Source organism: Citrobacter sp. wls714 (assembly GCF_005281025.1).
GTDB lineage: Bacteria > Pseudomonadota > Gammaproteobacteria > Enterobacterales > Enterobacteriaceae > Citrobacter > Citrobacter werkmanii.
The window spans coordinates 85,206-108,562 of record NZ_SZWZ01000090.1 but is presented as its reverse complement, the minus strand read 5'-3'; the positions used below and the strand labels follow the sequence as shown (position 1 = coordinate 108,562).

The window sequence follows — 23,357 nt, the reverse complement described above, 5'->3', positions numbered from 1 at the left end:
TGATGGCGCTTCACTTATCAGGCCTACGGGATTGTACCTGTAGGCCGGATAAGACGTTTACGTCGCCATCCGGCAACCACTACAACAACTTACGCACTACGCTTGAGCAGCATCGACTTAATATGGCCGATCGCACGCGTCGGGTTCAGCCCCTTAGGACATACGCTGACGCAGTTCATGATGCTGTGACAGCGGAATACGCTGAAAGCGTCACTTAAACCTTCCAGGCGGCTGTCGGTCTCGGTATCGCGGCTGTCGATCAGGAAGCGATACGCGGCCAGCAGACCAGCCGGACCGATGAACTTGTCCGGGTTCCACCAGAATGATGGGCAGGACGTTGAGCAGCATGCACACAAAATACATTCATACAGCCCATCGAGCTTCTCACGCTGCTCTGGCATTTGTAAATGCTCGCGAGCCGGTGGATTTTTCCCATTATTCAATAAGTAAGGCTTAATCTTCTCATACTGTGCGTAGAATTGTCCCATGTCTACCACCAAATCGCGCACAACCGGTAAACCCGGCAGCGGGCGAATGACAATTTTCTTGCCCGGCTGATTCAGCGCAGAAACAGGTGTGATACAGGCCAATCCATTTTTGCCGTTCATGTTCAGACCGTCAGAGCCGCAGACCCCTTCACGGCAGGAGCGACGAAACGATAGCGACGGATCTTTTTCTTTCAGCTGCATCAATGCATCCAGCAGCATCATGTCGCGCCCTTCTTCCGCTTCCAGGGTGTAATCCTGCATGCGCGGAGCATCGTCAACGTCCGGGTTATAGCGATAAACTGAAAACTCGAGTTTCATTGTCCTGTCTCCGCATTAATAAGTACGAATCTTCGGCGGGAATGCCGGGCGCAGCTTCGGTTCCATATTGACTTGACGTCGCGTCATGGTTTCCGACTCTGGCAGGTACAGGGAATGGCACAGCCAGTTTTCATCATCACGTTCCGGGAAGTCGAAGCGGCTATGCGCGCCACGGCTTTCGGTACGGAAGTTTGCAGAGACTGCGGTGGCGTAAGCGGTTTCCATCAGGTTATCCAGCTCCAGACACTCAACGCGCTGGGTGTTAAATTCACTGGAGGTATCATCCAGACGGGCGTTTTTCAGACGCTCGCGAATCGCTTTCAGCTCTTCCAGTCCTTTCGCCATCGCATCGCCTTCGCGGAATACCGAGAAGTTATGCTGCATACATTCCTGCAGCGCTTTGCGAATGGCTACCGGATCTTCGCCGTTACGGTTGCCGTTCCAGCGATTCAGACGAGCCAGAGAAGCATCGATCTCGTCTTCCGTCGCATCCAGCAGGTCGCCCTGTTCCGCGATAGATTCCTGCAGATGCAGACCCACCGCACGACCAAAGACCACCAGATCCAGCAGCGAGTTGCCGCCCAGACGGTTGGCGCCGTGAACCGATACGCAGGCGATTTCGCCTACCGCAAACAGCCCCGGAATCACCACATCTTCGCCCTGCTCGTTCACGGTCAACGCCTGGCCGGTTACTTTGGTCGGGATACCGCCCATCATATAGTGACAGGTAGGAATTACCGGGATCGGCTCTTTCACCGGGTCAACGTGGGCAAAGGTACGAGACAGTTCGAGAATACCCGGCAGCCGGGACTCCAGCACTTCTTTACCCAGATGATCGAGTTTCAGCTTGGCGTGCGGACCCCATGGGCCGTCGCAGCCGCGGCCTTCACGGATTTCGATCATGATGGAACGCGCCACCACGTCACGACCCGCCAGGTCTTTCGCATTCGGGGCATAACGCTCCATGAAGCGCTCGCCGTGTTTGTTCAGCAGGTAGCCGCCTTCACCACGACAACCTTCTGTGACCAGCACGCCCGCGCCAGCGATACCGGTCGGGTGGAACTGCCACATTTCCATATCCTGCACCGGCACGCCAGCGCGGATAGCCATACCTACACCGTCACCGGTGTTGATGTGGGCGTTAGTGGTTGATTGATAAATACGACCTGCGCCACCCGTCGCCAGTACGGTGGCACGAGCTTTAAAGTAAACGACTTCACCGGTTTCAATACACAGTGCGGTACAACCGACAATCGCGCCATCAGCATTCTTCACCAGGTCCAGTGCATACCACTCAGAGAAGATGGTGGTGTGGTTTTTCAGGTTCTGCTGATACAGGGTGTGCAGTAGCGCGTGGCCGGTACGGTCTGCCGCTGCTGCGGTACGTGCCGCCTGCTCGCCGCCGAAGTTTTTCGACTGACCGCCAAACGGACGTTGATAAATGGTGCCATTATCTAGACGAGAGAACGGCAGGCCCATATGGTCCAGCTCCAGAATCGCTTCCGGGCCAGTTTTACACATATATTCAATTGCGTCCTGGTCACCAATGTAGTCCGACCCTTTGACGGTGTCGTACATGTGCCATTCCCAGTTATCTTCATGGGTATTACCGAGCGCCACGGTGATGCCACCCTGCGCAGATACGGTATGGGAACGGGTTGGAAACACTTTGGAGAGCAGCGCACAGGTCTGTCCGCTCTGGGAAATTTGCAGCGCCGCGCGCATACCTGCGCCACCGGCACCAATCACAACAGCATCAAATTCTCTGACTGGCAGTTTCATTACACACCCCACACCACAACAAATCCATAAATGACGTAAACCACCAGCGCAACGACGATAGCCAGTTGCAGAATCAGGCGTACAGCCAGAGGTTTAACGTAGTCGGTCAACACCTGCCACATGCCAATCCAGGCATGAATCAAGATGGAAAAAAGTGCCAGCAGAGTGAAGACTTTGGTGAATGCCGATGAGAAAAAACCGGTCCAGACTTCAAAGGTCAACTCGCCGCTGGTGGCGAAGAAGCCGACCATATAGATGATGTATAACGTCAGAACGATAGCGGTAGCACGGACCAGAATGAAGTCATGTACGCCGTTGCGTCCTAATGCGGAGGCGTTGCTTACCATACGAGGACTCCTGCGAGAAGTGAAAGCACGACAATGATAACGAAACAAATTTTGGCGGAGCGTGTCCCTGCTTCGAGGGTTTCTTCGATATAGCCAAAATCCATCAACAGATGGCGAATGCCCATTACGGCGTGATAGGCCAGCGCAATCAGGATCCCCCACATGATTAACTCCACGAAGAAGTTATTCATAATGGATGACGCCGTGAGGAAACCTTCAGGGGAGGAAAGGCTGGTACCCAATAACCACAACAGAATCCCGACCGCCACGAAGGTGATCACTCCGGATACGCGATGGAGAATGGACGCTATCGCCGTGATTGGGAACCGGATCGTTTGCAGATCCAGATTGACAGGTCTTTGTTTTTTCACATTTCTTATCATGAATAACGCCCACATGCTGTTCTTATTATTCCCTTTGGACTTCGGGCACAGAAGATGCAGACTTCTGTAGTCTGAAAGACGCCGGGATTTCCTTCCTCCGGTCTGCTTGCGGGTCAGACAGCGTCCTTACTATAACTACGCGTCATATAAAACACTGCTTCCAGTTGCTAAAACGACACGTTACAACGCTGGTTGGCTCGGGATTGCAGGGTATTCCGGAGACCTGGCGGCAGTATAGGACGTTCACAAAATCATTACAATTAACCTACATATAGTTTGTCGGGTTTTATCCCGAACAGTGACATAGGTCACGATAACAACATTATTTTAATTTTTAATCATCTGATTTGACAATCATTAAACAAAGTTGTTACAAACGACACCAGAAAAAGCATATAATGCGTAAAAGTTATGGGGTCACTCTTTCACCGGAGATTTAGTTATGTAACAGTGTGGAAGTATTGACCAATACCTTCAGGACAGTTATTAGTGATAGACAGGTTAAATAATTCGGATTGCTAAGTTGTTGATTTGTTAATATTTCACCATGAGTTAACTGATTTACCTGCAAGCGCCCATTGCTCTGTACCCTGGTTTTCGCCTCTATCGCAGAGCGGCGAGCCGAATAAAAAACTGGTAACGGTTGATTGATGTATCGAAAACAAGTCTGACTTCCGCAGTCTTAAGTAATAAGGCGCTAAGGAGACCGTAAATGGCTGATACTAAAGCAAAAATCACTCTAAATGGTGACGCTGCTATTGAACTGGATGTGCTGAAAGGTACGCTCGGTCAAGATGTTATTGATATTCGTAGCCTTGGCTCAAAGGGGATGTTTACTTTTGACCCAGGTTTCACCTCTACCGCATCCTGCGAATCCAAAATTACGTTCATCGATGGTGATGAAGGCATTTTGCTGCATCGCGGCTTCCCGATTGACCAGTTGGCGACCGAGTCCAACTATCTGGAAGTGTGTTATATCCTGCTGTACGGCGAAAAACCGACGCAGGAGGAGTACGACGAGTTCAAAACCACGGTCACTCGCCATACCATGATTCACGAGCAGATCACGCGTCTGTTCCATGGTTTCCGCCGCGACTCTCACCCGATGGCCGTTATGTGCGGTGTCACCGGGGCGCTGGCTGCGTTCTATCACGATTCTCTGGACGTAAATAATGCGCGTCACCGTGAAATCGCCGCCTTCCGTCTGCTGTCCAAAATGCCGACCATGGCTGCGATGTGCTACAAATACTCCATCGGCCAGCCGTTCGTTTACCCGCGCAATGATCTCTCCTACGCCGGTAACTTCCTGAACATGATGTTCTCCACGCCGTGCGAAAAATACGAAGTCAATCCAATCCTGGAACGCGCCATGGACCGTATCCTGATCCTGCACGCTGACCACGAACAGAACGCCTCAACCTCTACCGTGCGTACCGCAGGCTCTTCAGGTGCTAACCCGTTTGCCTGCATCGCGGCTGGTATTGCTTCCCTGTGGGGACCGGCACACGGCGGCGCCAACGAAGCTGCGCTGAAAATGCTGGAAGAAATCAGCTCGGTTAAACACATTCCGGAATTTGTTCGCCGCGCGAAAGACAAGAATGATTCTTTCCGCCTGATGGGCTTTGGTCACCGTGTTTACAAAAACTATGACCCGCGCGCCACCGTGATGCGTGAAACCTGCCATGAAGTGCTGAAAGAGCTGGGCACCAAAGATGATCTGCTGGAAGTGGCAATGGAGCTTGAGCACATTGCGCTCAACGACCCGTACTTCATCGAGAAGAAACTCTACCCGAACGTAGACTTCTACTCTGGCATCATTCTGAAAGCGATGGGCATTCCGTCCTCCATGTTCACCGTGATCTTCGCCATGGCGCGTACCGTTGGCTGGATTGCACACTGGAATGAAATGCACACTGACGGCATGAAAATCGCCCGTCCTCGTCAGCTGTATACCGGCTACGACAAGCGCGATTTTAAGTCTGATATTAAGCGTTAATTGTCTGCCGGATAGCGCTCTCGCCTGTCCGGCCTACTCCCTTGAATCTTCCAGGCCGGACAGGGTGTTAATGCCTCTGTCCGGCCTGTTTATTCTTGACCCACATTATTTTATTCTCATCACGTTTTCTCTATGATTTACTGAGATCTTCCTCATTTCACTCAGGAGCATGGGATGCCTGTTTTGCAGTGGAGCCTGCTATTTCTGCTATCACTCCTTCTTTCCCTGTTCTTTCTGTTGATCCATCTTCCAGGCGCATTGCTGCTCGGCTCGATGATTGTCGGTATCATTTTCAGTATGCGCGGGATCTCTCTGCACCCTCCCCGCTGCACATTTCTTGCCGCTCAGGCCATTCTCGGCTGCATGATTGCACAAAACCTCACAGGATCCATTTTAACGACACTTGCGGCACACTGGCCGATGGTGATTGTCATCCTGCTGACAACCCTTATTAGCAGCGCGGTAATCGGCTGGTTGCTGGTTCGCTACAGCAATCTACCGGGTAACACAGGCGCGTGGGGCTCATCACCGGGAGGGGCAGCCGCGATGGTTGCTATGGCGCAGGATTATGGCGCTGATATCCGCCTGGTAGCGTTTATGCAGTACTTGCGCGTACTGCTGGTAGTTGGCGCTGCCGCGTTAGTGACCCGACTTGTAATGGGCGATCAGGCGCAAACGGTCAATCAGCAAATCGTCTGGTTTCCGCCGCTGAGTGTTAATCTGTTGAGCACCATACTGCTGGCCGCTGTTGCCGGTACAGCCGGACGCTTACTGCGTATCCCCTCTGGCGTGATGTTGCTGCCCATGCTGGCGGGTGCATTGCTGAACGCGGGCGGCATGATGGTCATTGAACTACCGGAATGGTTACTGGCGATAGCGTATATGGCGATTGGCTGGCAAATCGGTCTTGGCTTTGACAAACAGATCTTTTTTATGGCGCTGCGCCCCCTGCCGCAAATATTGTTGTCCATTTTTTCACTGATGGCGATTTGTGCCGCTATGGCCTGGGGTCTGGCGCATTACATGCAAATCGACTTTCTCACCGCCTATCTGGCGACCAGCCCTGGCGGAGTGGATTCCGTCGCGGTAATTGCCGCAGGCAGCCACGCCGATATGGCGCTGATCATGGCGATGCAAACCCTGCGGCTGTTCAGTATTTTATTGACCGGTCCGGCGGTGGCGCGTTTTATTTCAGCGCATGCGCCAAAAAACTCATCATCGTAAGCCGGGATTAGTTTAAATTATATTTAAACCCTACCCTTATTTGATATTCATTTTTTGTATCATCGCCATCTTGATATTTATCAAGATAACCTAATTCAAAAAATGGATAAAACCGCGGCGTAGTATGAAAGTTAAAGACAAAGTTATGCTGCAGGGTATGATTCTTGCCATTGGCATATTCAAACTTGTCGCCATGCGTTTTGCTATAATACGTTGGATTATATTGAACCCAGAAGTTTGGCGTAAAATACTTGGTTAAATAAATATCGACGCGGTGTTCTGAAGAGTCATCCCAGTCACCTTGCAGTGTTTCGCTGTCATGATTTTGATGGTTATAACGGTAGCGTAATACGGCGCCCAGCGTTGGGTCAAAATGATAGCCAATGCCTATATAAGGATCGACGCGTGAGCCCGCGGACTCCCAGTGAAAGACTACGCCGGGTTCAAGCCAGAAGTCACTATCGCCCAATACAAAAGGCTTGTTAAATTCAGCTTCCTGATAGCTACTTTTCCACTGATCCATATTTTTACCAAGATCGGCATCAGTTTCAAAACTCCAGTACATACTTTTAAAAATACTGTCTGAATCCTGTACTACACCGGTTAACATCAATCGCTGTAAAAAGCCTTTGCTGGCAGTTCGATACTGCGTACGTGGCGCAAAATATACAGTAGTAAATGGCGTTGATTTTACCAGAGAGACAGGAGTTGCATTATTTTCCGCGGCCATAACGCCAGTTGCAGGCATGACCAGTGTAGCCATTAATATGGCTGTATTAATATTATTACTTTTCATTATATTTTCCTCGCCGTACAGAGATAAAATCCCCCCCTGCTAAATCAATAGCCTGATTATTTAACTGGGGGAGCAGAATATTACCAGTAACTATTCCAGCAGGATATTGCGCGGGTCATCGCCTCCATCAGGAAATAATCCCCCCACGTGCAGCACTCATCCACACCGACGTTACCTTTAAAATAATAAACAGAGTGTTTTAATAATCCTTCGCCGGCTTTATGCGACGTATTCAGATAATCATCAAGCATTCGCGCAATCATCCGTAATGCCAGCACTTCATAGCTTTCACGATCCGGGTGGGTTGCCGGTAACTGTTTTACCAGCTCCAGCAACGCGCAGGCGAGAATCGCGCTGGCGGAACTATCCCTTTTACTATTGGGATCGGTAAGCGCAAGATCCCAATAGCAGACAAGATCTTCCGGCAGACGATTAATAAAGTAGTTTGCCAGCGTCTGGCTCAGTTCCAGTAGTCGCTCATCTCCGGTATAGAGATAATTCAGCAAAAAGCCATAAACACCCCATGCCTGCCCTCGCGACCAGCAGGAGTCATCGGAAAAACCCTGATGCGTATTGCCAAACCGCGGTTCACCGGTGTGAACATCCATATAATATGTATGGAACGTCGAACCGTCCTCGCGCACAATATAACGTCGCGCCTGCTCAATATGATTTTTCGCCGCCTCTGCATAACGAGGATCGCCAGTGCTGGCGCTTGCCTGATACAACAACGGCAAATTCATATTGCAGTCTATAATCATCCTGCCCTGCTGCTCCGGATTATCCAGTTCGCCCCACGCCTGAATAATGCCGCATTTCTCGTGATAGCGCTCCATCAGCACTTCTGCCGCCTGCTGCGCGATATAAATCGCCTCGCGATTGCCGGTCAGTTTATTAGCCGCTATACAGGATAGGCTGTACAGAAAACCCAGATCGTGGTGATTGGTATGGTCCCGTCGGGCAATACGTTCACCAAAAGAACGGACATGTTGTTCAGCCAACGTGCGATACGCATCATTACGCGTCCATTCCCATGCCAGCCACAGCTGACCAGTCCAGAAACTGGTAGTCCATTCCTGATTATCAATAATTGGGTAGCGACCGTTTTCACATGCCGCATCGGGATAACGCAGGTCAAAATAATCGCGGTTACGATCGACAGCAGATAAAATTACCGGTAAAGCGCGGCGAATCTTCTGCGCAATAGCAGCGCGTTCGCCGCTTCGCAGTACAACAGGAACGATCGGTTCTTTACGGATAGTTACAGACATAATTCTCTCGTTTTCTTCATTTTAATGGGTGGCTTCTTGCCCATGGACAGGGGCTGTAATGGTTTTTTTGTGTTGATAGCAAGTAGAAAGCGTGATGGCGGAGATCCCGGTAAATACCAGAGCTATCACGCCCATAATCAGATAGGTATGCTCAAAACCAATTTTTTGGTAGGCGTAGCCGGCAGGTGGTGCCACGACAATAGAACCGACATAAATCATGGCCTGATAGCCCAGCAGGTACATCGTGGCGTTAACGCGTTTGTCGAAATGCTCGGCAATGTATTTGAAGACCGACACCAGAATCAGGGCGATTTCAATCCCATACAACGGCTTCACCAGACAGATAATCAACGGATCGTTAGTTAATCCGGAGATAATCAAACGCAGGCTAATCACAAGACCGGTCAGGATCATCCCCTGCTTAGCGCCAATGCGGTTAATAATGGCGGGTACCAGCATCATGCCGAAAAACTCTGCGGCTGACTGCGCGGTACTCATGTAGCCAAACATGGCGTTGCCTTCTTCTTTCGTGCTAAAGAAGGTGACGAAATAGCGAGAGAACTGCTGTTCGGCAATAAACATCATCCATGCCACTCCGGCGATATACAGCGCAAAGGTCCAGAATTTTTTATTGCGCAGCAGCTCGAAAACATCGCCAATGACAATCTTCTCTTTCGACAGAACGTCATTCTCTTCCAGGCCAAAGTGATCAACTTTCAGCGTCAGCAGAACCGCAAACATGCACAGCGCGGAAACGCTACTGATAACAAAGTTGATTTTGGGCGAGATATTGTAGAGATACCCAGAGAATGAAGACGCCGTTGCCCACCCCAGCGCCGCCCACATGCGGATCCGGCCAAATTCCATCGCGTACAGACGACTGAAACGGTCAACATAGGACTCTTCCGCCGCCACGCCCGCATACCAGCCAAGGCTGAAAAATAGCACACCGACGATCATCCCGCTGATAAAATGCGTTTGTAATAGCGGCAAATAACACCAGATAAAAAATGGCGCCATCAGGGCCGAAACAAGACAGACAAAATAGAGCAAATGTTTTTTCATGCCCATTTTATCCATGATGTAACCGTAAACAGGTTTGATAACTACCGCAAAAACACCGTTTACGGCAAACACCGTGCCGATCTCCACACCATCCAACCCGGCTTTATCTCCCAGCCAGATAGCGTACAGGCCAAAACTGGCCGCCCAGGTAAAGGTAAACAGGAATACGAACAGGCTCAGTTTGATGTAAGCCGAGCGCGTCGACTGAACAGGGTTAGTCATTATTTTTCTCCGCACATGCGTCAGTTATATGATTTCCAGCGTTTTCACACCCAGCGTCAGCACCTGATTTTCACGGTCGAACGCCATTGCCGCCGCAAACGGCAGCGATAAAAGCGATGTGGCGTTGACAGCGCAGGCCAGCCAGTGTGTACCCGGCGTAAGCGTGCTACGAAGACAGGGGATCTCCCCCGGTGAGGCATACAGAATGTTGCTGTTGGGTGGCGTTGTGACGACCTCCGGTTGACGCTCAGCCAACAGATCGGTTATCTGGCATATGCCGGAGCTGGCACGAAGCGTGACCCCATGCGATGCAGTTTGGGTATCGATGAGTTGATGGCGGTTAAGCGCGAATCCCCCCTCGACACAGTCAAGCAGGCGCGTGGTTTCAACGCGATGGATGCGAATATGTCCCTGTTGAAACGGGACGAGCCAGGTCGTGACGACGACGTTTGACCACGGGAGCCATCGGCTTCGGATCAACGCATCCGTCATTTCAACAGAATCGCACTCACGGCGTCCACGCCAGTAGTTATCCTGTTCGCTGAACATCAGCATCGAATCACAGGCAGCATGGTTCAGACCATAATGACCGCGCTCCAGGGTAAAACCAAAGTGGCTGGAGTAAGCAAATTTGCCGTATTTGGCATCGAAATTGACAAAGTTATTGCGGTCATACTGGCCCGACATCAGCATCCAGGCGTGTCGGTTTTCATCATCATGAACGATAAATTGTCCCGCTTCCTTTATCGGATGAATCGGCTCAAGTTCAGGCAACGGGGCCGACTCGGCCTGCCAGAACGCGCTCTGTTCCGGCAGTGCTAAAATCAGCAACGCCTTACATGCCCACCAGGGCGAACATGGACTGTTGTAATCTTCGGTCATCACCAGGTTCGGGTAGGTATATCCCAGCGTAAATAAACCATCCGGGCCAATGAAAGGCTGCGCGAACCACCAGTCGAGGTGGCGCAAAATCACGCCTTTGACGATAGGGATCGTAAAAACATCCAGTTCCGTCCAGACGACGGCGCTCCAGAACGCAACCTGAACAAAGCGATAGGTCAGACTGCGGCCAAACGGAATCGCATCGCCCTCACAGGTAAAGTAGTAGATGTAATCTTTGGCAAACTGACGCGCCCGCTGACGGTAGCGCAGGCACCGTTCAGGGTCGGCGTCCTGCATAAGATGGCTATACAGCAAACTATAAAAATGAAACCCGCTGGAGAGATAGTAATCGCGCGGTTTGCCTGCACCATCTGAGTACCAGCCATTACCCAACCAGAAAGGTTCAATCGCATTCAGATGCTTATCAATAACCATCATGTCGTAGTGGCGTCCGACACATTTAAGACCGACCTGCACCAATACCGGGAAGAAGTGCCAGTTATTGTCCGGGATTTGGATATCAGCACTTTGCCGTAACCAGCGCTCCAGATTGTCCTGCTCATCGGTTGTTAAGGCGTCCCATAACCCGGTATTCGGCAGAGCCAATGCAACGCCGAAGGCGGCCATTTCCACGCAGCGCTGATCGTTATCAACCAGATTGCCCCAATAATTTGGATGTTCGGGGTCACAGCCATGACGAATACCGCAAATAAAAGCCTCACGATACTCACTCGCATCTCCCCCACTTAACAACGGTGAAAGGATCCACAATAGACGCGCAAACCCCTCCATGCCGGCAATATCCATTGGATATTGTGCAGACGTTTCGCCCACGTCCAAACGCGTGTTATCACGGTAGAGATGAGGAATGGCTGATGCCAACCATTGCCGCGCCTTTTCTGCATACTCTTGCCTTGCTCGCATAATGAAACCTCGTTTCATTTGATGAAGTATTGGGCGCATAATAAGGATTTGGGCTGACATACAAATGTGATAATTGTCGTATTTCCACACAACGCTAGTGATGAAGAACAACATTCACCTGCATTTTGCGGAGAAAATTCGATTGCAGTGATAAAAACTTAAGTTTATTCACATTACCAGGCGAGACATAAATGCAGCGGACTGAAGACAGTAGCTATCTTGAGCACATAAGTCTCAACGACAAGTCGATTTACTTTAATCGGATGAAGGATATGCCAGCGAACTACTATCACTGGCACCAGTGCGTGGAGATATTATCGGTTTCTCAGGGAGTAGGCATCGCGCTTATGGAGCACCAACAATACACCGTCAAACCCGGGCGTATTTTTATTTTCCCGCCGGGTAAGCTGCATAAAGTGTTTGTCGAACAGGATGATCGTAATATTTATCATCGTACTACGCTGCACTTTAACGGCCCACAGATTGAGCAGTACCTGCGGGATTTTCCTCGCCAGCAGATGCTGCTGCGCCAACTGTGCGGCAGGGGAGAGAAAGCGCGAGTATTTGACGTAGGCGATGTTCAGCCAGTCATTGAAACCTTGCTGAGCCGTTTTGAAGAGCAAAGCAAAGACCAGACTTTTAGCATCAGTGACAGCGCATTTCTGGTGATGCAGCTCATTAGCCTGCTGCCACATCAGGCGCAGGCCACGGGACAAAATACATTTTCGGTCAGCATTATCCGCTGGATCGAAACTCACTTTCCCCAGCGCTGCTCGCTGGAAGATATCGCCAGCGAGATGGGATGCTCGCGGGGTCACGCCTCCCGCCGTTTTCACGAAGAGACCGGCGGTACCATTCAGGAATACCTGATGATGCGCCGTATCCGTCAGGCCTGCGAACTGCTGTTACATACCAACGGCTCGGTACGCGATATTGCCGCACAGGTTGGTTTCTCCGAATATGCCTGGTTTATTACCTGCTTTCGCAAAAACATGGGCAAAACGCCGCTGCAATATCGTAAAACATATGCTTCGGTATAGATCTACGTCTGACATCCGGGACACCAGTAAAAGGGTCTCGAGGAAAGTGTCGTTTTCTCGATGATGCCGCCACAGCGCTCACAGGCTTCGCCGTCCCGGTGAAAGACCTTAAAGCGAAACAGCGCGCCGTGGTGCTTATTGTCATCGACCTGGCCGCGAGTGTTATACGACAGGCGAGGAATATCAAGCAGCGCTTGCGCCAGCGCATCCAACTGTTCATCGCTAAGCTGCGACGCTTTATGCTGACCGGTCAACCCCACCTGCCAGAGAATTTCTACCCGCAGATAGTTACCTAATCCCGCCAAAAACGCTTGATCTAACAACAGACCGGAAAACTGGCGATTGCGAAAACGGGGTGACAGCAGACGCGTTTTTACCTCTGCGGGCGTTAAACGCAAATCCAGCACGTCCGGTCCAACCCGTTGCAGAAATGGATGGGTGGTGAGCTGCTCTGGTGTCAGCATTTCGATGTCAGACGCGCTATACAGCAGGATAGTTTTATCCTCGGTTTGCAGCCTGACGCGCAGCACCCGCGTGGTTTGCGGCATGTTGCCGGTATCGACCACTCGCCACACGCCGTAAAGCTGATTGTGGCTATACAGCGTCAGACCATTGGAAAAATGGGTCAGCAAGGCTTTACCCCGCGTTTCAAGCTGGGTAACACTCTGCCCGATGAGTTGGGATTGATACGGTTTTAACTGCTCAAAGGCAAACCAGACATCCGTCAGGGGTTTACCTTTGACTGCCGCCTCCAGGGTATCCGCCGCACGGCGGATCTCCGGGCCTTCAGGCATAATACTGTCCTTTGTTAATGTGTTGCACCGCCCGTCATGGCGATATCGCTATCCACCTGCAATGCGGTGGCAATCGCGACCTCCAGCGCCCGACGAACGGTTTCAGCCGCCATACTTGGCGCTCCGGGGTGCTGCGCGGCCTGTTGTGGCAGATAAGGAATATGAATAAAACCGCCCTTCACTGCCGGCACGTCGCGTAATTTATGCAGCAGGCCATACATCACGTGGTTACACACGAAGGTGCCCGCCGTCTGAGAAACCGAGGCCGGAATTCCCGCGTTGCGCATGGAGACAACCATCGCTTTGATCGGCAATGTGCTAAACCACGCCGCAGGGCCATCGGCCACAATCGGTACATCAATCGGCTGTTGCCCCTGATTATCCGCAATACGCGCATCGTCAACGTTGATCGCCACGCGTTCCACGGTGATATCCGATCGACCACCCGCTTGCCCTACTGCCAGCACCAGCGATGGCGACAATGCGTCAATTGCAGCATTGAGTACGGCGAGAGACTCGCCAAAGACGCACGGCAACTGGCGGGCAACGACGCGGCATCCATCGATGATAGCATTGTCGAGGCCCGAGACCACTTCCCAGGAAGGGTTAACTGACTCGCCGCCAAAGGGTTCAAATCCCGTGATGAGTACTGTTTTCATCCTTCCTCCTTACAGGAACATCAGGAAATACATCAGAAAAACGTTAACCAACAGCAGCAGTATGCCGGTTGGCACCTGTGCTTTAATCACCGCGTTTTTGTCTGGTAGCTCCAGCAGCGCCGCAGGCACAATATTGAAGTTCGCCGCCATTGGCGTCATCAACGTTCCGCAATACCCCGAGAACATACCAATCGCCGCCATCACCGCTGGGTTACCACCGTGTTGCAATACGAGGATCGGAATACCAATCCCAGCGGTCACAATCGGGAAAGCGGCAAACGCATTGCCCATCACCATCGTCAACAAGGCCATACCAATGGTGTACACCGCCACCGCGATAAAACGGCTATCCACCGCCAGGTATTCTTGCGTCAGCCAGGATATACCGCTGCCGACACCCGCCGCAGTGAACAACAGTCCAAGAGTAGCCAGAATCTGCGGCAGGATGAATGCCCACCCGATGGAGTCCAGCAGTCGGCGTGCTTCCTGAATCGGCTGATGCACCCGCTCATGGGTCATTTTTATCGCCATCGCCAGACCAATCAACGAGCCTGCGGTCATAGAGAAAAGCGTCACCAACGTGGCGTGATTACCCGGTCCAAACAGCGCATCCTGTAAGCCCGGAATATGGTTGAACATGAGAACACCGATAACTGTCACCACCGGGATCGCCAGCGCCGGGAAAAACAAGCGGTTACCCAACCTACTGGCGCTTTGTTCACGCTGTTGCGGCGTTCGCTGATGGTAGCTTCCCAGCTTTACGCCGCCGAAACCGGCGATCAGGGCCAGTATGACCACCGCGACGCCGACGGCAATATGCACCGCGCGTTTATCGCCAAACAGCGAGTATGTCCAGTCGCCAAGCAGAAAGAGAACGCCGTACAGGCCCCAAAACAGACCGGTGGTTAAGCGACGCGGGTTAGCTTTATCCCGCCAGGACATCAGCGCCACAATCAGTAAAACCGCACCTGCCAGCCAGTAGAGATAGCTTTGCTGAAAATTCATTTTGCTTCTCCCTGTGCTGCGGCATTCGCTTTCGCCACTTCACGCTGCAAATAGCTGTCCAGCCGCCACAGACGCGTGCCGTGGATCAGGAAGGCGCATATTGCCGTCGGGATCCCCCACAGGGCAATATGCAGCGGTTCGGTCTGGATCCCGCCAGACTCCAGCATAAAGTTGTGCATGAATATGATCGCACCGAAGGCAACAAAGATATCTTCACCGAAAAACAGCCCAACGTTATCGGTCGCGGCAGACATGGCGCGCAGACGATAACGAACCGCCCCCGGTATCTCACCGTGGTTTTTCTCGGCGGCCCCTTCTGCCATTGGCGCCAGCAGCGGACGCACCATCTGCGGATGTCCCCCCAGGCTGGTCAGCCCTAAAGCCGCGGTAGCCTCACGAATAAACAGATAGACAATAAGCAGACGGCCGCTGGTGGCACTGCGGATTTTGGCAATCCACGCCTGAGCGCGCTCTTTGAGTCCGTGACGCTCCAACAGGCCAATAACCGCCAGTGGGATCAGCAGGATAAACGGCAGGTTGCGGGTGTTGAGAAATCCCTCACCCAGCTTTTCCAGAATGGTAGCGATTGGCATATGCGCCGCCAGTCCGGTGACGATCCCGGCAATAATGACCACCAATACCGGGTTAAAACGTAAAAGAAATCCGACCACAATGACGGCGATCCCCGTCAATGGCCAGAGAGAAACAGCCTCTCCCATAATTCAGTCCCTTATGTTGTTGTGTGATATATTATTGTTTTTTATGAAAAAATTTATGCGCTAATTTGAATATTGCATGCATCGAATGCGCTGCGCAAGCGACGGGCAAAAGCGAGTGCGTGCTCGCCATCCCCATGAATGCATACCGTCTGGGCCGTCACGTTCGCCCATGTTCCGCTCTGACTTTTTACTCTACCGGATTGCACCATTTCTAGCGTTTGCGCCAGCGCCTGCTCTTCATCCTCTATCAATGCGCCAGGCTGGCTACGCGGAACCAGACTGCCGTCAGCCTGATAACCCCGATCGGCAAAAACCTCCTGACGCGTCACCAGGCCATAATGTTCCCCGGCGCGAATCAGTTCGCTTCCCGCCAGCCCCACCAGAACCAGCGAGGGATCGCAGGCATGCACCGCTTTCGCAATCGCATCCGCCAACTGTGGATCTTTTGCCGCCTGGTTATAAAGCATGCCGTGGGGTTTCACATGGCGCATCACGCCACCCTGCGCATGCGTAATGGCTGCCAGCGCGCCAATTTGATACAGCGTTTGCGCATACACCGTTTCCACTGGCAGAGTCATGGCGCTACGGCCAAAATTCTCCCGATCCGGAAAGCTCGGATGTGCACCTACCGCCACACCATTTTTTAGCGCTTCACGCACGCTTGAAAGCATGGTTTGCGCATCACCAGCATGAAACCCACAGGCGATATTAGCTGACGAAACCAGTTGCAGCAGCGCTGCATCGTTAGCACAGCCCTCGCCGAGGTCTGCGTTGAGATCAATTTTCATTGTTAAGTCGCCATGTTAACTGTTGCAGATAACGCTGCTGATCATGGCGCGCCTTAAGCGCTTCCTCCAGCGAACACTGCACAAAATGAATCGGCTGGCCGAGCGGGATCTGCGCCAGATGATACATATCCGCCTCGATGATGCAGGCGATGCGCGGATAGCCGCCCGTCGTCTGGGCATCATTCATCAGCACGATCGGTTGACCATTATGCGGAACCTGCACCACGCCGGGGAGTAAGCCATGCGACAGCAACTCGCGATCGGTCATACGCGTCAACGGCTGCCCCTGCAGGCGATACCCCATCCGGTTACTTTGCGGACTAAGTTGCCACGGCGAACGCCAGAAAGACGCCTGCGAGACCTCGTCAAATTCCTGATACTCAGGCCCGGGCAGCGCACGAATGTGGTTTCCCCACATCAGCTGTTTTACCCCCTGCGGCCCACTAAATTGCCGGGTAGATGCTCCAATCGCCAGCCGATCGCCATCGCGCAGCAGACGCCCTTCCAGCCCGCCAATGCCAACTTTAAGATCGGTGCTACGCGACCCCATCACTTCAGGCACATCAAATCCGCCCGCTACAGCCAGATAACTACGCATACCATGATGTGGACGTTTTAGCGTCAAGCGCTGTCCCGCTTTCACCGGCAGCCGCCACCCGCTCCACACAGGAGCACGATCCAGATGCGCTTCGCATCCAGCGCCGGTCAGCGCAAACCAACCATCGGCTTCAAATTCCACGACCAGTTGCCCCAGCGTGATTTCCAGCGCAGCGGCATTCGCATCATTTCCCACCAGCAGGTTAGCAACGTTCAGCGCTGGTTTATCCAGCGCACCGCAGTGGCTGATGCCGGATTGACGAAAATTGTGGCGTCCGCCGTCCTGGACCGAGGTATACATGCCCGCGCGAATGATGTTTAACATACCCCCTCCTTCTGCGGAACAAAACGCACGGTATCCCCAGCGCGTAACAGGATCGGCTCTTCTCGTTTTGGATCAAATAGCGACACCGAGGTACGCCCAATCAATTGCCATCCGCCGGGCGTGGCAAGCGGATAGACCCCCGTTTGCGATCCACCGATACCTACAGAACCTGCCGGAACAAGCAGACGCGGCTCTGCCCGTCTTGGGGTATGCAGTTGTTCAGGTAAGCTCCCGAGATAGGGGAACCCTGGCTGAAAACCAATAAACCACACCACATAGTCGACTGACGCATGAAGTTCGACGACCTGCTTGTCGCTTAATCCACTGTGCCGGGCGACCGCTGCCAGATCCGGACCAAACTCACCGCCATAAGTGACGGGGATTTCAATAAAACGCGAATCCGGTTCCAGCGCTTCGCTCTCTTCCCACCAGCGCTGCAGGCGTTCAATCGCATCCAGCGCCAGCGTTTGCGGGTCGCGCAAGATCACCGTGATATTGTTCATTCCCGGAATAGCTTCACGCACATTCGGGGCATCAGCCAAACGCTGGGCCAGACGCCAGATACGTTTCTGAGACGCCAGCGTAATGGGCGGCTCCAGTTCAAGCACTACCGCAGTCTCACCTAACAGATAACAACGCGCTCGCTGCACTTTCGTCCCTCTTTATTAATTACGCTGGGTTAGGAATATCGATAAACGTGACATCCAGATCGGTGTTTTCATTCAGCCATTCACTTAATGCGCGAATCCCGCCGCGTTCGGTTGCATGGTGACCGGCAGCATAAAAATGCAGCCCTTGTTCGCGGGCTGAGTGAATGGTTTGCTCTGAGACTTCCCCGGTAATAAAGGCATCGACGCCAAACCGGGCTGCGCTATCAATGAAGCTTTGACCGCCCCCCGTACACCACGCGACGCGTTGCACCTTTTCCGGCCCGGTATCACCGCACCATAAAGGTTTACGGCCCAGACGCGCCTCAATCCACGACGCCAGCTCCAGCCCCGGAACCGGCATAGAGAGTTCACCCCACGGCACCAGCGGCTCAATTTCCCCCATCACGGTAATACCCAACAGCGCGGCAAGCTGCGCGTTATTACCTAGTTCCGGGTGGGCATCCAGCGGCAGATGCCAGCCATACAGGTTGATATCATTTTCCAACAGCGTTTTCAGACGATGGCGCTTCATGCCGCGAATTACCGGAGATTCGCCTTTCCAGAAATAACCGTGATGAACGATGACCGCATCCGCCTGCAGGCGCACCGCCTCGTCCAGCAGCGCCTGGCTTGCGGTCACGCCAGTCACGATTTTATGCACCGTCTCTTTGCCCTCAACCTGCAAACCGTTCGGCGCATAGTCGCTAATGGCGGCGCTGTTCAGTTTGTCATTGATCAGTTGTTCCAGTTCGGTGTTTTTCATCATCGTCCTCGTTGTCATAAATTCTGCCTGCCCAATCAGCAACACAGCTTAGGTTAAAATAGCGTCCTCGCCTGCGTTCGTCGATAGTCATTTCACTGACACATTAAGAAACAATCACACCGCTGAAGAACGTAATTTGCATACCACCACGCGATCTAATTCATGTATATTTATGCAACCAGACAGCATATTGCAAAAATAATCAGATCTGTATCAAAGTTACAACTTTAAGGAAACACGCTCGCACAGCACATTCAGCCTGTTGTGAGACATTTACTTCGAGAAAACAATGAATAAACAAGCATCTCAACCGCGGGCGATTTATTACGTTGTCGCGCTACAAATTTGGGAATATTTCAGTTTTTACGGTATGCGTGCGCTGCTGATTCTGTATCTCACTAACCAGCTTAAGTACGACGATAATCACGCCTATGAACTGTTCAGCGCCTACTGCTCGCTGGTCTATGTCACCCCCATTCTCGGTGGGTATCTGGCGGATAAAGTGCTCGGCAACCGGATGGCGGTGATGATCGGCGCATTTTTGATGGCGGTGGGGCATCTGGTGTTGGGCGCCAGCGAAATGGCCCCGGCATTCCTTTATTTATCGCTGGCGATTATCGTCTGTGGCTACGGTCTGTTTAAATCCAACGTCAGTTGTCTGCTGGGTGAGCTGTATCAGCCTGAAGATCCGCGTCGCGACGGTGGGTTCTCTCTGCTCTACGCTGCCGGAAATATTGGTTCAATCATTGCCCCGATAGCCTGCGGCTACGTGCAAGAAGAGTACAGCTGGGCGATGGGCTTTGCGCTGGCCTCTATCGGCATGCTGGCGGGGCTGGTGATTTTCTTATGTGGCAATCGCCATTTCGCCCATACCACCGGCGTCAACAAGGCCGTCCTGTGTGCGAAAAAATATATGCTGCCAAACTGGGCCTGGCTGTTAGTCCTGCTGGTTGCCGCCCCACTGCTGATTACTGTCTTGTTCTGGAAAGAGTGGTCCGTGTACGCCCTGATCGTTGCCACTGTCATTGGTCTGGCGGTTCTGGCGAAGATTTATCGCCAGGCGCAAACGCAGAAACAGCGCAAAGAACTGGGGCTTATCGTCACGCTGACCTTCTTTAGCATGCTGTTCTGGGCCTTTGCTCAACAGGGCGGCAGCTCAATCAGCCTGTATATCGACCGCTTTGTTAATCGCGACATTCTGGGGTATTCCGTACCCACCGCGATGTTCCAGTCGGTTAACGCCTTTGCGGTTATGCTGTGCGGTATCGTGCTGGCCTGGGTGGTCAAAGAGAGCGTAAGCGGTAATCGCACTGTACGCATCTGGGGTAAATTCGCCCTTGGTCTCGGTTTAATGAGCGCCGGTTTTTGTATTCTGACCTTAAGCGCCCGCTGGTCCGCCGCTTACGGTCACTCTTCCATGCCGCTGATGGTATTGGGGCTGGCGGTCATGGGTTTTGCCGAACTGTTTATCGACCCGGTGGCAATGTCACAAATTACGCGCATCGAGATCCCCGGTGTAACCGGTGTATTAACCGGCATTTATATGCTGCTTTCCGGCGCAATCGCCAACTACCTGGCTGGGGTGATCGCCGACCAGACGTCGCAAGGGTCGTTTGACGCTGCCGGAGCCATCAACTATTCCATCAATGCCTACATCGACGTCTTTAGCGAAATTACCTGGGGCGCACTGGCCTGTGTGGTACTGGTGCTGCTGATTTGGCTGTACCAGTCGCTGAAATTCAGAAACCGTGCGTTAGCGGTAGAGTCCTGAGTGTACAGGCCCGATGATGTAATATGATTCGGGCCTGTTTTTTCAGGTAATTATGCATGAATTGTTGCGAGTTCCTCTTCAGTAAGACCTGTAACCAGTAGCACCATTGTGCGATCTATACCTTGTTCCAGCATGGTTTGCGCTATACGTAATGCGGCTTCTTGTTTACCCTGCTGTAACCCTTCCTGTAATCCATCTAACCGTAACCGCTCTGCAATAGTCATCAGCCTCTCCTTATGTTGGGGGATCCGTTGCGCTATCTCCTGCATAAATTCATTAAAACGAGATTCGTCGCCAGATTGTAGGATGTAATTAAACATCGCCTGTAATTGCGTGTCATTAGCGCATCCAGTAAGTAGCAGCGTGGCCAGTTGCTCTACCAGCCCCAGCAAATCCCGCTGACGGATATGTTTTTGCATTAATTCCAGCAGCGCCATTCGTCTGTGAGCCATGATCTCATCATCGGGTACCACCGTTATGTCTACCAACGGAAATGCGCTGGAATAAAGCTGTCTTGCCGCCACGGGGTCGGCAAAGGCATCCAGCCAGCACAATGAGTACGGATAGGGGCTTCGGCAGCCATGATAAAAGAGCATCGGTATCACTAGTGGCAGTTCCTTATGCCCTGCGTCCAGATGGCGCTGCATCGCCGCCATCGCATAACGCAACAGACGAAAAGCCATATGCGGCTCGGCTGAACTTTGATGCTCTATCACCACATAGACATTACCGTCACCGTTGCGTGTGTGCAAAGACCAGAGCACGTCGGAGTAGCGCGAACGTAAATCCGCTTCAATAAAGCTTTCTGACTCCAGCTTCAGCGAATTCAAATCGCAAAGCGTCCGCAGTTCAGCTGGCAGGTGAATGTCGAGAAAATCCCGCGCGGTTTCGGGATGATGTAAAAACGTTTTAAACACCGCATCATGCGGTGTGGAGGTTGTTGGCATTGTCATCAAGTTCCATCACCTGAATGAAGATGACGGAACTTTACTGTCAGATAAAAGCATCTGCATCAGGGCATTAACAACCTTGCGCGCACGCTTCAGCGCTAAAAGCCCCAGACCGCAACACTTTCATTCTGCTGGAATGCATTACGCAAAATCCACCATGCCTTTACTCTTTACGCGCCGCCTCATATGCCGCCAGCGTCGCCAGTCTTGCCTGCTTATGATCGACAATCGGGCGAGGATAGTTGAGCATCACCTGCGCTTTTTCCGCCCACGACCACGGGTCATGAATGGCTTTACCCGGCACATCGCGCAGTTCCGGCAGCCACTGGCGGATAAACTCACCGTCACGGTCAAATTTTTCGCCCTGCGTCGTGGGGTTAAATATGCGGAAATACGGTGCGGCATCGGTTCCGGTAGACGCGGCCCACTGCCAGCCGCCGTTATTGGCCGCCAGGTCGCCATCGATCAGTTGCGACATGAAATACTGCTCGCCTTTGCGCCAGTCGATCAGCAGGTCTTTCACTAAAAAACTGGCCGTAATCATGCGTAAACGATTATGCATCCAGCCCGTGGCGTTGAGCTGACGCATCGCAGCGTCTACAATCGGGTAACCCGTTTGACCCATTTGCCAGGCCTGCAAATGCGCCGGGTCATTCTGCCATTGCACGCGATCGGTCCAGCGGATAAAGGGTTGATACCGACACAGCGCCGGATGATACGTCATCAGGTGGCGATAAAACTCACGCCAGATAAGCTCGTTCAGCCAGACGCTACCTGACCCGCCCTCAAGCGCCTGCGGCTGCTCCGCGAGCAGTCGATTCAGGCATTGGCGCGGCGATAACCCGCCTGTCGCCAGACTTGCGGATAATCGACTGGTCCCGTCAATCGCTGGAAAATCACGCAGCTGTTCGTATTCTCCCGCAGCCTGCTGGCAAAACTGGCGTAATTGCGCGATGGCCAATTTTTCATCTACCACAAACCTCTGCGCATCAAAATCTTGCTGTGGATAGCTCAGCGTAATTGGTGTTAACGGTGCGTCAAGAGCGCCACTTTCTCTCACTTTCGGCGCGCTCACACATTCTGGAATACCGTCTTTAATCCGCTTCAGCCAGGCATTTTTAAACGGCGTGAACACTTTATACATCTCATGATTGCCGGTCATCACCGCCCCCGGAGGCAGGATCACGCTGTCATCAAACCCTTCGCACACCACCTGGGGTAATGATTTTTCTACGTTTGCATCACGCTGCCGTTCGTTTATTTCATATTGATAGTTATAAAATAATCGACTGACGTCATGCTGCAGACAAACACTTTTGACGATGTCCACGCTGGCCGCAAAATCATCCACTTCGTGAAACAGTAGAGGAATACCTTTTTCTGCCAGCGCCGTTTGTAACGCATTCAACTGTGCGCAGGTAAATGCCGCCTGGCGCGGGGCCATATCGTGGGCCTTCCACTGCTCGGGGGTAGCGATATATAACGCCAGTACCTGCGCGGAACGATCCCGACAAGCCGCCGCCAGTGCGAGGTTGTCGTGCAAGCGTAAATCACGCCGAAACCAGACCAAATGGGTGGTCATAACACTCCTGAAGAAA

Annotated in this window: 22 protein-coding genes and 1 pseudogene; 5 read left to right on the top strand and 18 right to left on the bottom strand. The window is 52.4% G+C overall.

The features are described from left to right. Positions 1 to 89: 89 nt before the first annotated feature. From sdhB to sdhC, 4 genes are read right to left on the bottom strand one after another with little or no spacing between them, the layout of a single operon-like run. The gene (gene sdhB / locus FDX11_RS18670) at positions 90 to 806 is read right to left on the bottom strand and encodes a succinate dehydrogenase iron-sulfur subunit SdhB (protein WP_038638888.1); all 717 of its coding nucleotides are present in this window, start codon (positions 804 to 806) and stop codon (positions 90 to 92) included. Between the two features lie 15 nt (positions 807 to 821). Next, the gene (gene sdhA / locus FDX11_RS18665; protein WP_038638885.1) at positions 822 to 2,588 is read right to left on the bottom strand and encodes a succinate dehydrogenase flavoprotein subunit; all 1,767 of its coding nucleotides are present in this window, start codon (positions 2,586 to 2,588) and stop codon (positions 822 to 824) included. Then, entirely contained in the window at positions 2,588 to 2,935 is a 348-nt protein-coding gene (gene sdhD, locus FDX11_RS18660; RefSeq protein WP_005122550.1) for a succinate dehydrogenase membrane anchor subunit, read from the bottom strand. Before sdhD ends, sdhA begins: the two co-directional genes overlap by 1 nt. Next, complete coding sequence (gene sdhC / locus FDX11_RS18655; protein WP_042309715.1) at positions 2,929 to 3,333, bottom strand: succinate dehydrogenase cytochrome b556 subunit; 405 nt, start codon at positions 3,331 to 3,333, stop codon at positions 2,929 to 2,931. The genes sdhD and sdhC overlap by 7 nt, the downstream gene beginning before the upstream one ends. A 383-nt stretch (positions 3,334 to 3,716) precedes the next feature. On the opposite strand from sdhC, the pseudogene FDX11_RS25280 reads away from it, so the two are divergent. From FDX11_RS25280 to FDX11_RS18645, 3 genes and pseudogenes are all read left to right on the top strand, one after another. Then, positions 3,717 to 3,827 (top strand): annotated as a pseudogene (locus tag FDX11_RS25280) (hypothetical protein). Positions 3,828 to 4,030: 203 nt separating this feature from the next. Beyond that, a complete protein-coding gene (locus FDX11_RS18650; RefSeq protein WP_006685463.1) occupies positions 4,031 to 5,314 on the top strand; it encodes a citrate synthase in 1,284 nt (427 codons plus the stop codon). 174 nt (positions 5,315 to 5,488) lie between these two features. Continuing rightward, entirely contained in the window at positions 5,489 to 6,538 is a 1,050-nt protein-coding gene (locus tag FDX11_RS18645; protein ID WP_061381684.1) for an AbrB family transcriptional regulator, read from the top strand. 7 nt (positions 6,539 to 6,545) lie between these two features. Here FDX11_RS18645 and FDX11_RS18640 read toward each other — a convergent pair whose 3' ends face one another. From FDX11_RS18640 to FDX11_RS18625, 4 genes are all read right to left on the bottom strand, one after another. Then, positions 6,546 to 7,334: an oligogalacturonate-specific porin KdgM family protein gene (locus FDX11_RS18640; protein WP_042309719.1), complete on the bottom strand. Its 789-nt coding sequence runs from the start codon at positions 7,332 to 7,334 to the stop codon at positions 6,546 to 6,548. A gap of 80 nt (positions 7,335 to 7,414) precedes the next feature. Continuing rightward, positions 7,415 to 8,605: a glycoside hydrolase family 88 protein gene (locus FDX11_RS18635; RefSeq protein ID WP_061381682.1), complete on the bottom strand. Its 1,191-nt coding sequence runs from the start codon at positions 8,603 to 8,605 to the stop codon at positions 7,415 to 7,417. Positions 8,606 to 8,626: 21 nt separating this feature from the next. Beyond that, positions 8,627 to 9,892 (bottom strand): oligosaccharide MFS transporter, encoded by a 1,266-nt coding sequence (locus FDX11_RS18630; RefSeq protein WP_137398358.1) that lies wholly within the window; start codon positions 9,890 to 9,892, stop codon positions 8,627 to 8,629. Between the two features lie 24 nt (positions 9,893 to 9,916). Next, positions 9,917 to 11,698: a DUF2264 domain-containing protein gene (locus tag FDX11_RS18625; protein WP_170975618.1), complete on the bottom strand. Its 1,782-nt coding sequence runs from the start codon at positions 11,696 to 11,698 to the stop codon at positions 9,917 to 9,919. 191 nt (positions 11,699 to 11,889) lie between these two features. Between FDX11_RS18625 and FDX11_RS18620 the strand changes: the two genes are divergently transcribed. After that, positions 11,890 to 12,738: an AraC family transcriptional regulator gene (locus FDX11_RS18620; protein WP_137398356.1), complete on the top strand. Its 849-nt coding sequence runs from the start codon at positions 11,890 to 11,892 to the stop codon at positions 12,736 to 12,738. 2 nt (positions 12,739 to 12,740) lie between these two features. Here FDX11_RS18620 and nei read toward each other — a convergent pair whose 3' ends face one another. The 8 genes from nei to ybgI are packed head-to-tail and all read right to left on the bottom strand — an operon-like array spanning position 12,741 to position 19,038. Further along, positions 12,741 to 13,532 (bottom strand): endonuclease VIII, encoded by a 792-nt coding sequence (gene nei, locus FDX11_RS18615; RefSeq protein ID WP_079224986.1) that lies wholly within the window; start codon positions 13,530 to 13,532, stop codon positions 12,741 to 12,743. Positions 13,533 to 13,546: 14 nt separating this feature from the next. After that, positions 13,547 to 14,191, bottom strand: coding sequence for a pyroglutamyl-peptidase I (pcp, locus tag FDX11_RS18610; RefSeq protein ID WP_042309730.1), 645 nt, complete (start codon positions 14,189 to 14,191; stop codon positions 13,547 to 13,549). Between the two features lie 9 nt (positions 14,192 to 14,200). Then, complete coding sequence (locus tag FDX11_RS18605) at positions 14,201 to 15,196, bottom strand: DUF979 domain-containing protein (protein WP_137398355.1); 996 nt, start codon at positions 15,194 to 15,196, stop codon at positions 14,201 to 14,203. Further along, positions 15,193 to 15,915, bottom strand: a complete 723-nt coding sequence (locus FDX11_RS18600; RefSeq protein WP_061381677.1) for a DUF969 domain-containing protein — start codon at positions 15,913 to 15,915, stop codon at positions 15,193 to 15,195. The genes FDX11_RS18605 and FDX11_RS18600 overlap by 4 nt, the downstream gene beginning before the upstream one ends. Positions 15,916 to 15,968: 53 nt before the next feature. Beyond that, positions 15,969 to 16,703 carry a 5-oxoprolinase subunit PxpA gene (gene pxpA, locus FDX11_RS18595; RefSeq protein ID WP_079224988.1) on the bottom strand — a complete coding sequence of 245 codons (735 nt, stop codon included), beginning with the start codon at positions 16,701 to 16,703 and terminating at the stop codon, positions 15,969 to 15,971. Beyond that, positions 16,693 to 17,625 (bottom strand): 5-oxoprolinase subunit PxpC, encoded by a 933-nt coding sequence (pxpC, locus tag FDX11_RS18590; RefSeq protein ID WP_038638865.1) that lies wholly within the window; start codon positions 17,623 to 17,625, stop codon positions 16,693 to 16,695. The genes pxpA and pxpC overlap by 11 nt, the downstream gene beginning before the upstream one ends. After that, on the bottom strand, positions 17,619 to 18,275 hold the full coding sequence (pxpB, locus tag FDX11_RS18585) for a 5-oxoprolinase subunit PxpB (protein WP_061381675.1): 657 nt from the start codon (positions 18,273 to 18,275) through the stop codon (positions 17,619 to 17,621). The genes pxpC and pxpB overlap by 7 nt, the downstream gene beginning before the upstream one ends. A 19-nt stretch (positions 18,276 to 18,294) precedes the next feature. Further along, positions 18,295 to 19,038, bottom strand: a complete 744-nt coding sequence (ybgI, locus tag FDX11_RS18580) for a radiation resistance protein YbgI (RefSeq protein ID WP_016152273.1) — start codon at positions 19,036 to 19,038, stop codon at positions 18,295 to 18,297. Positions 19,039 to 19,327: 289 nt separating this feature from the next. On the opposite strand from ybgI, the gene dtpD reads away from it, so the two are divergent. Next, entirely contained in the window at positions 19,328 to 20,809 is a 1,482-nt protein-coding gene (gene dtpD, locus FDX11_RS18575; protein ID WP_137398354.1) for a dipeptide permease DtpD, read from the top strand. A gap of 50 nt (positions 20,810 to 20,859) precedes the next feature. Here the strand turns inward: dtpD and FDX11_RS18570 are convergent, their stop codons facing one another. After that, positions 20,860 to 21,762, bottom strand: a complete 903-nt coding sequence (locus FDX11_RS18570; RefSeq protein ID WP_137398353.1) for an Rpn family recombination-promoting nuclease/putative transposase — start codon at positions 21,760 to 21,762, stop codon at positions 20,860 to 20,862. A 160-nt stretch (positions 21,763 to 21,922) separates the two neighbouring features. Next, positions 21,923 to 23,341, bottom strand: a complete 1,419-nt coding sequence (phrB, locus tag FDX11_RS18565; RefSeq protein WP_137398352.1) for a deoxyribodipyrimidine photo-lyase — start codon at positions 23,339 to 23,341, stop codon at positions 21,923 to 21,925. Between the last annotated feature and the right edge of the window lie 16 nt (positions 23,342 to 23,357).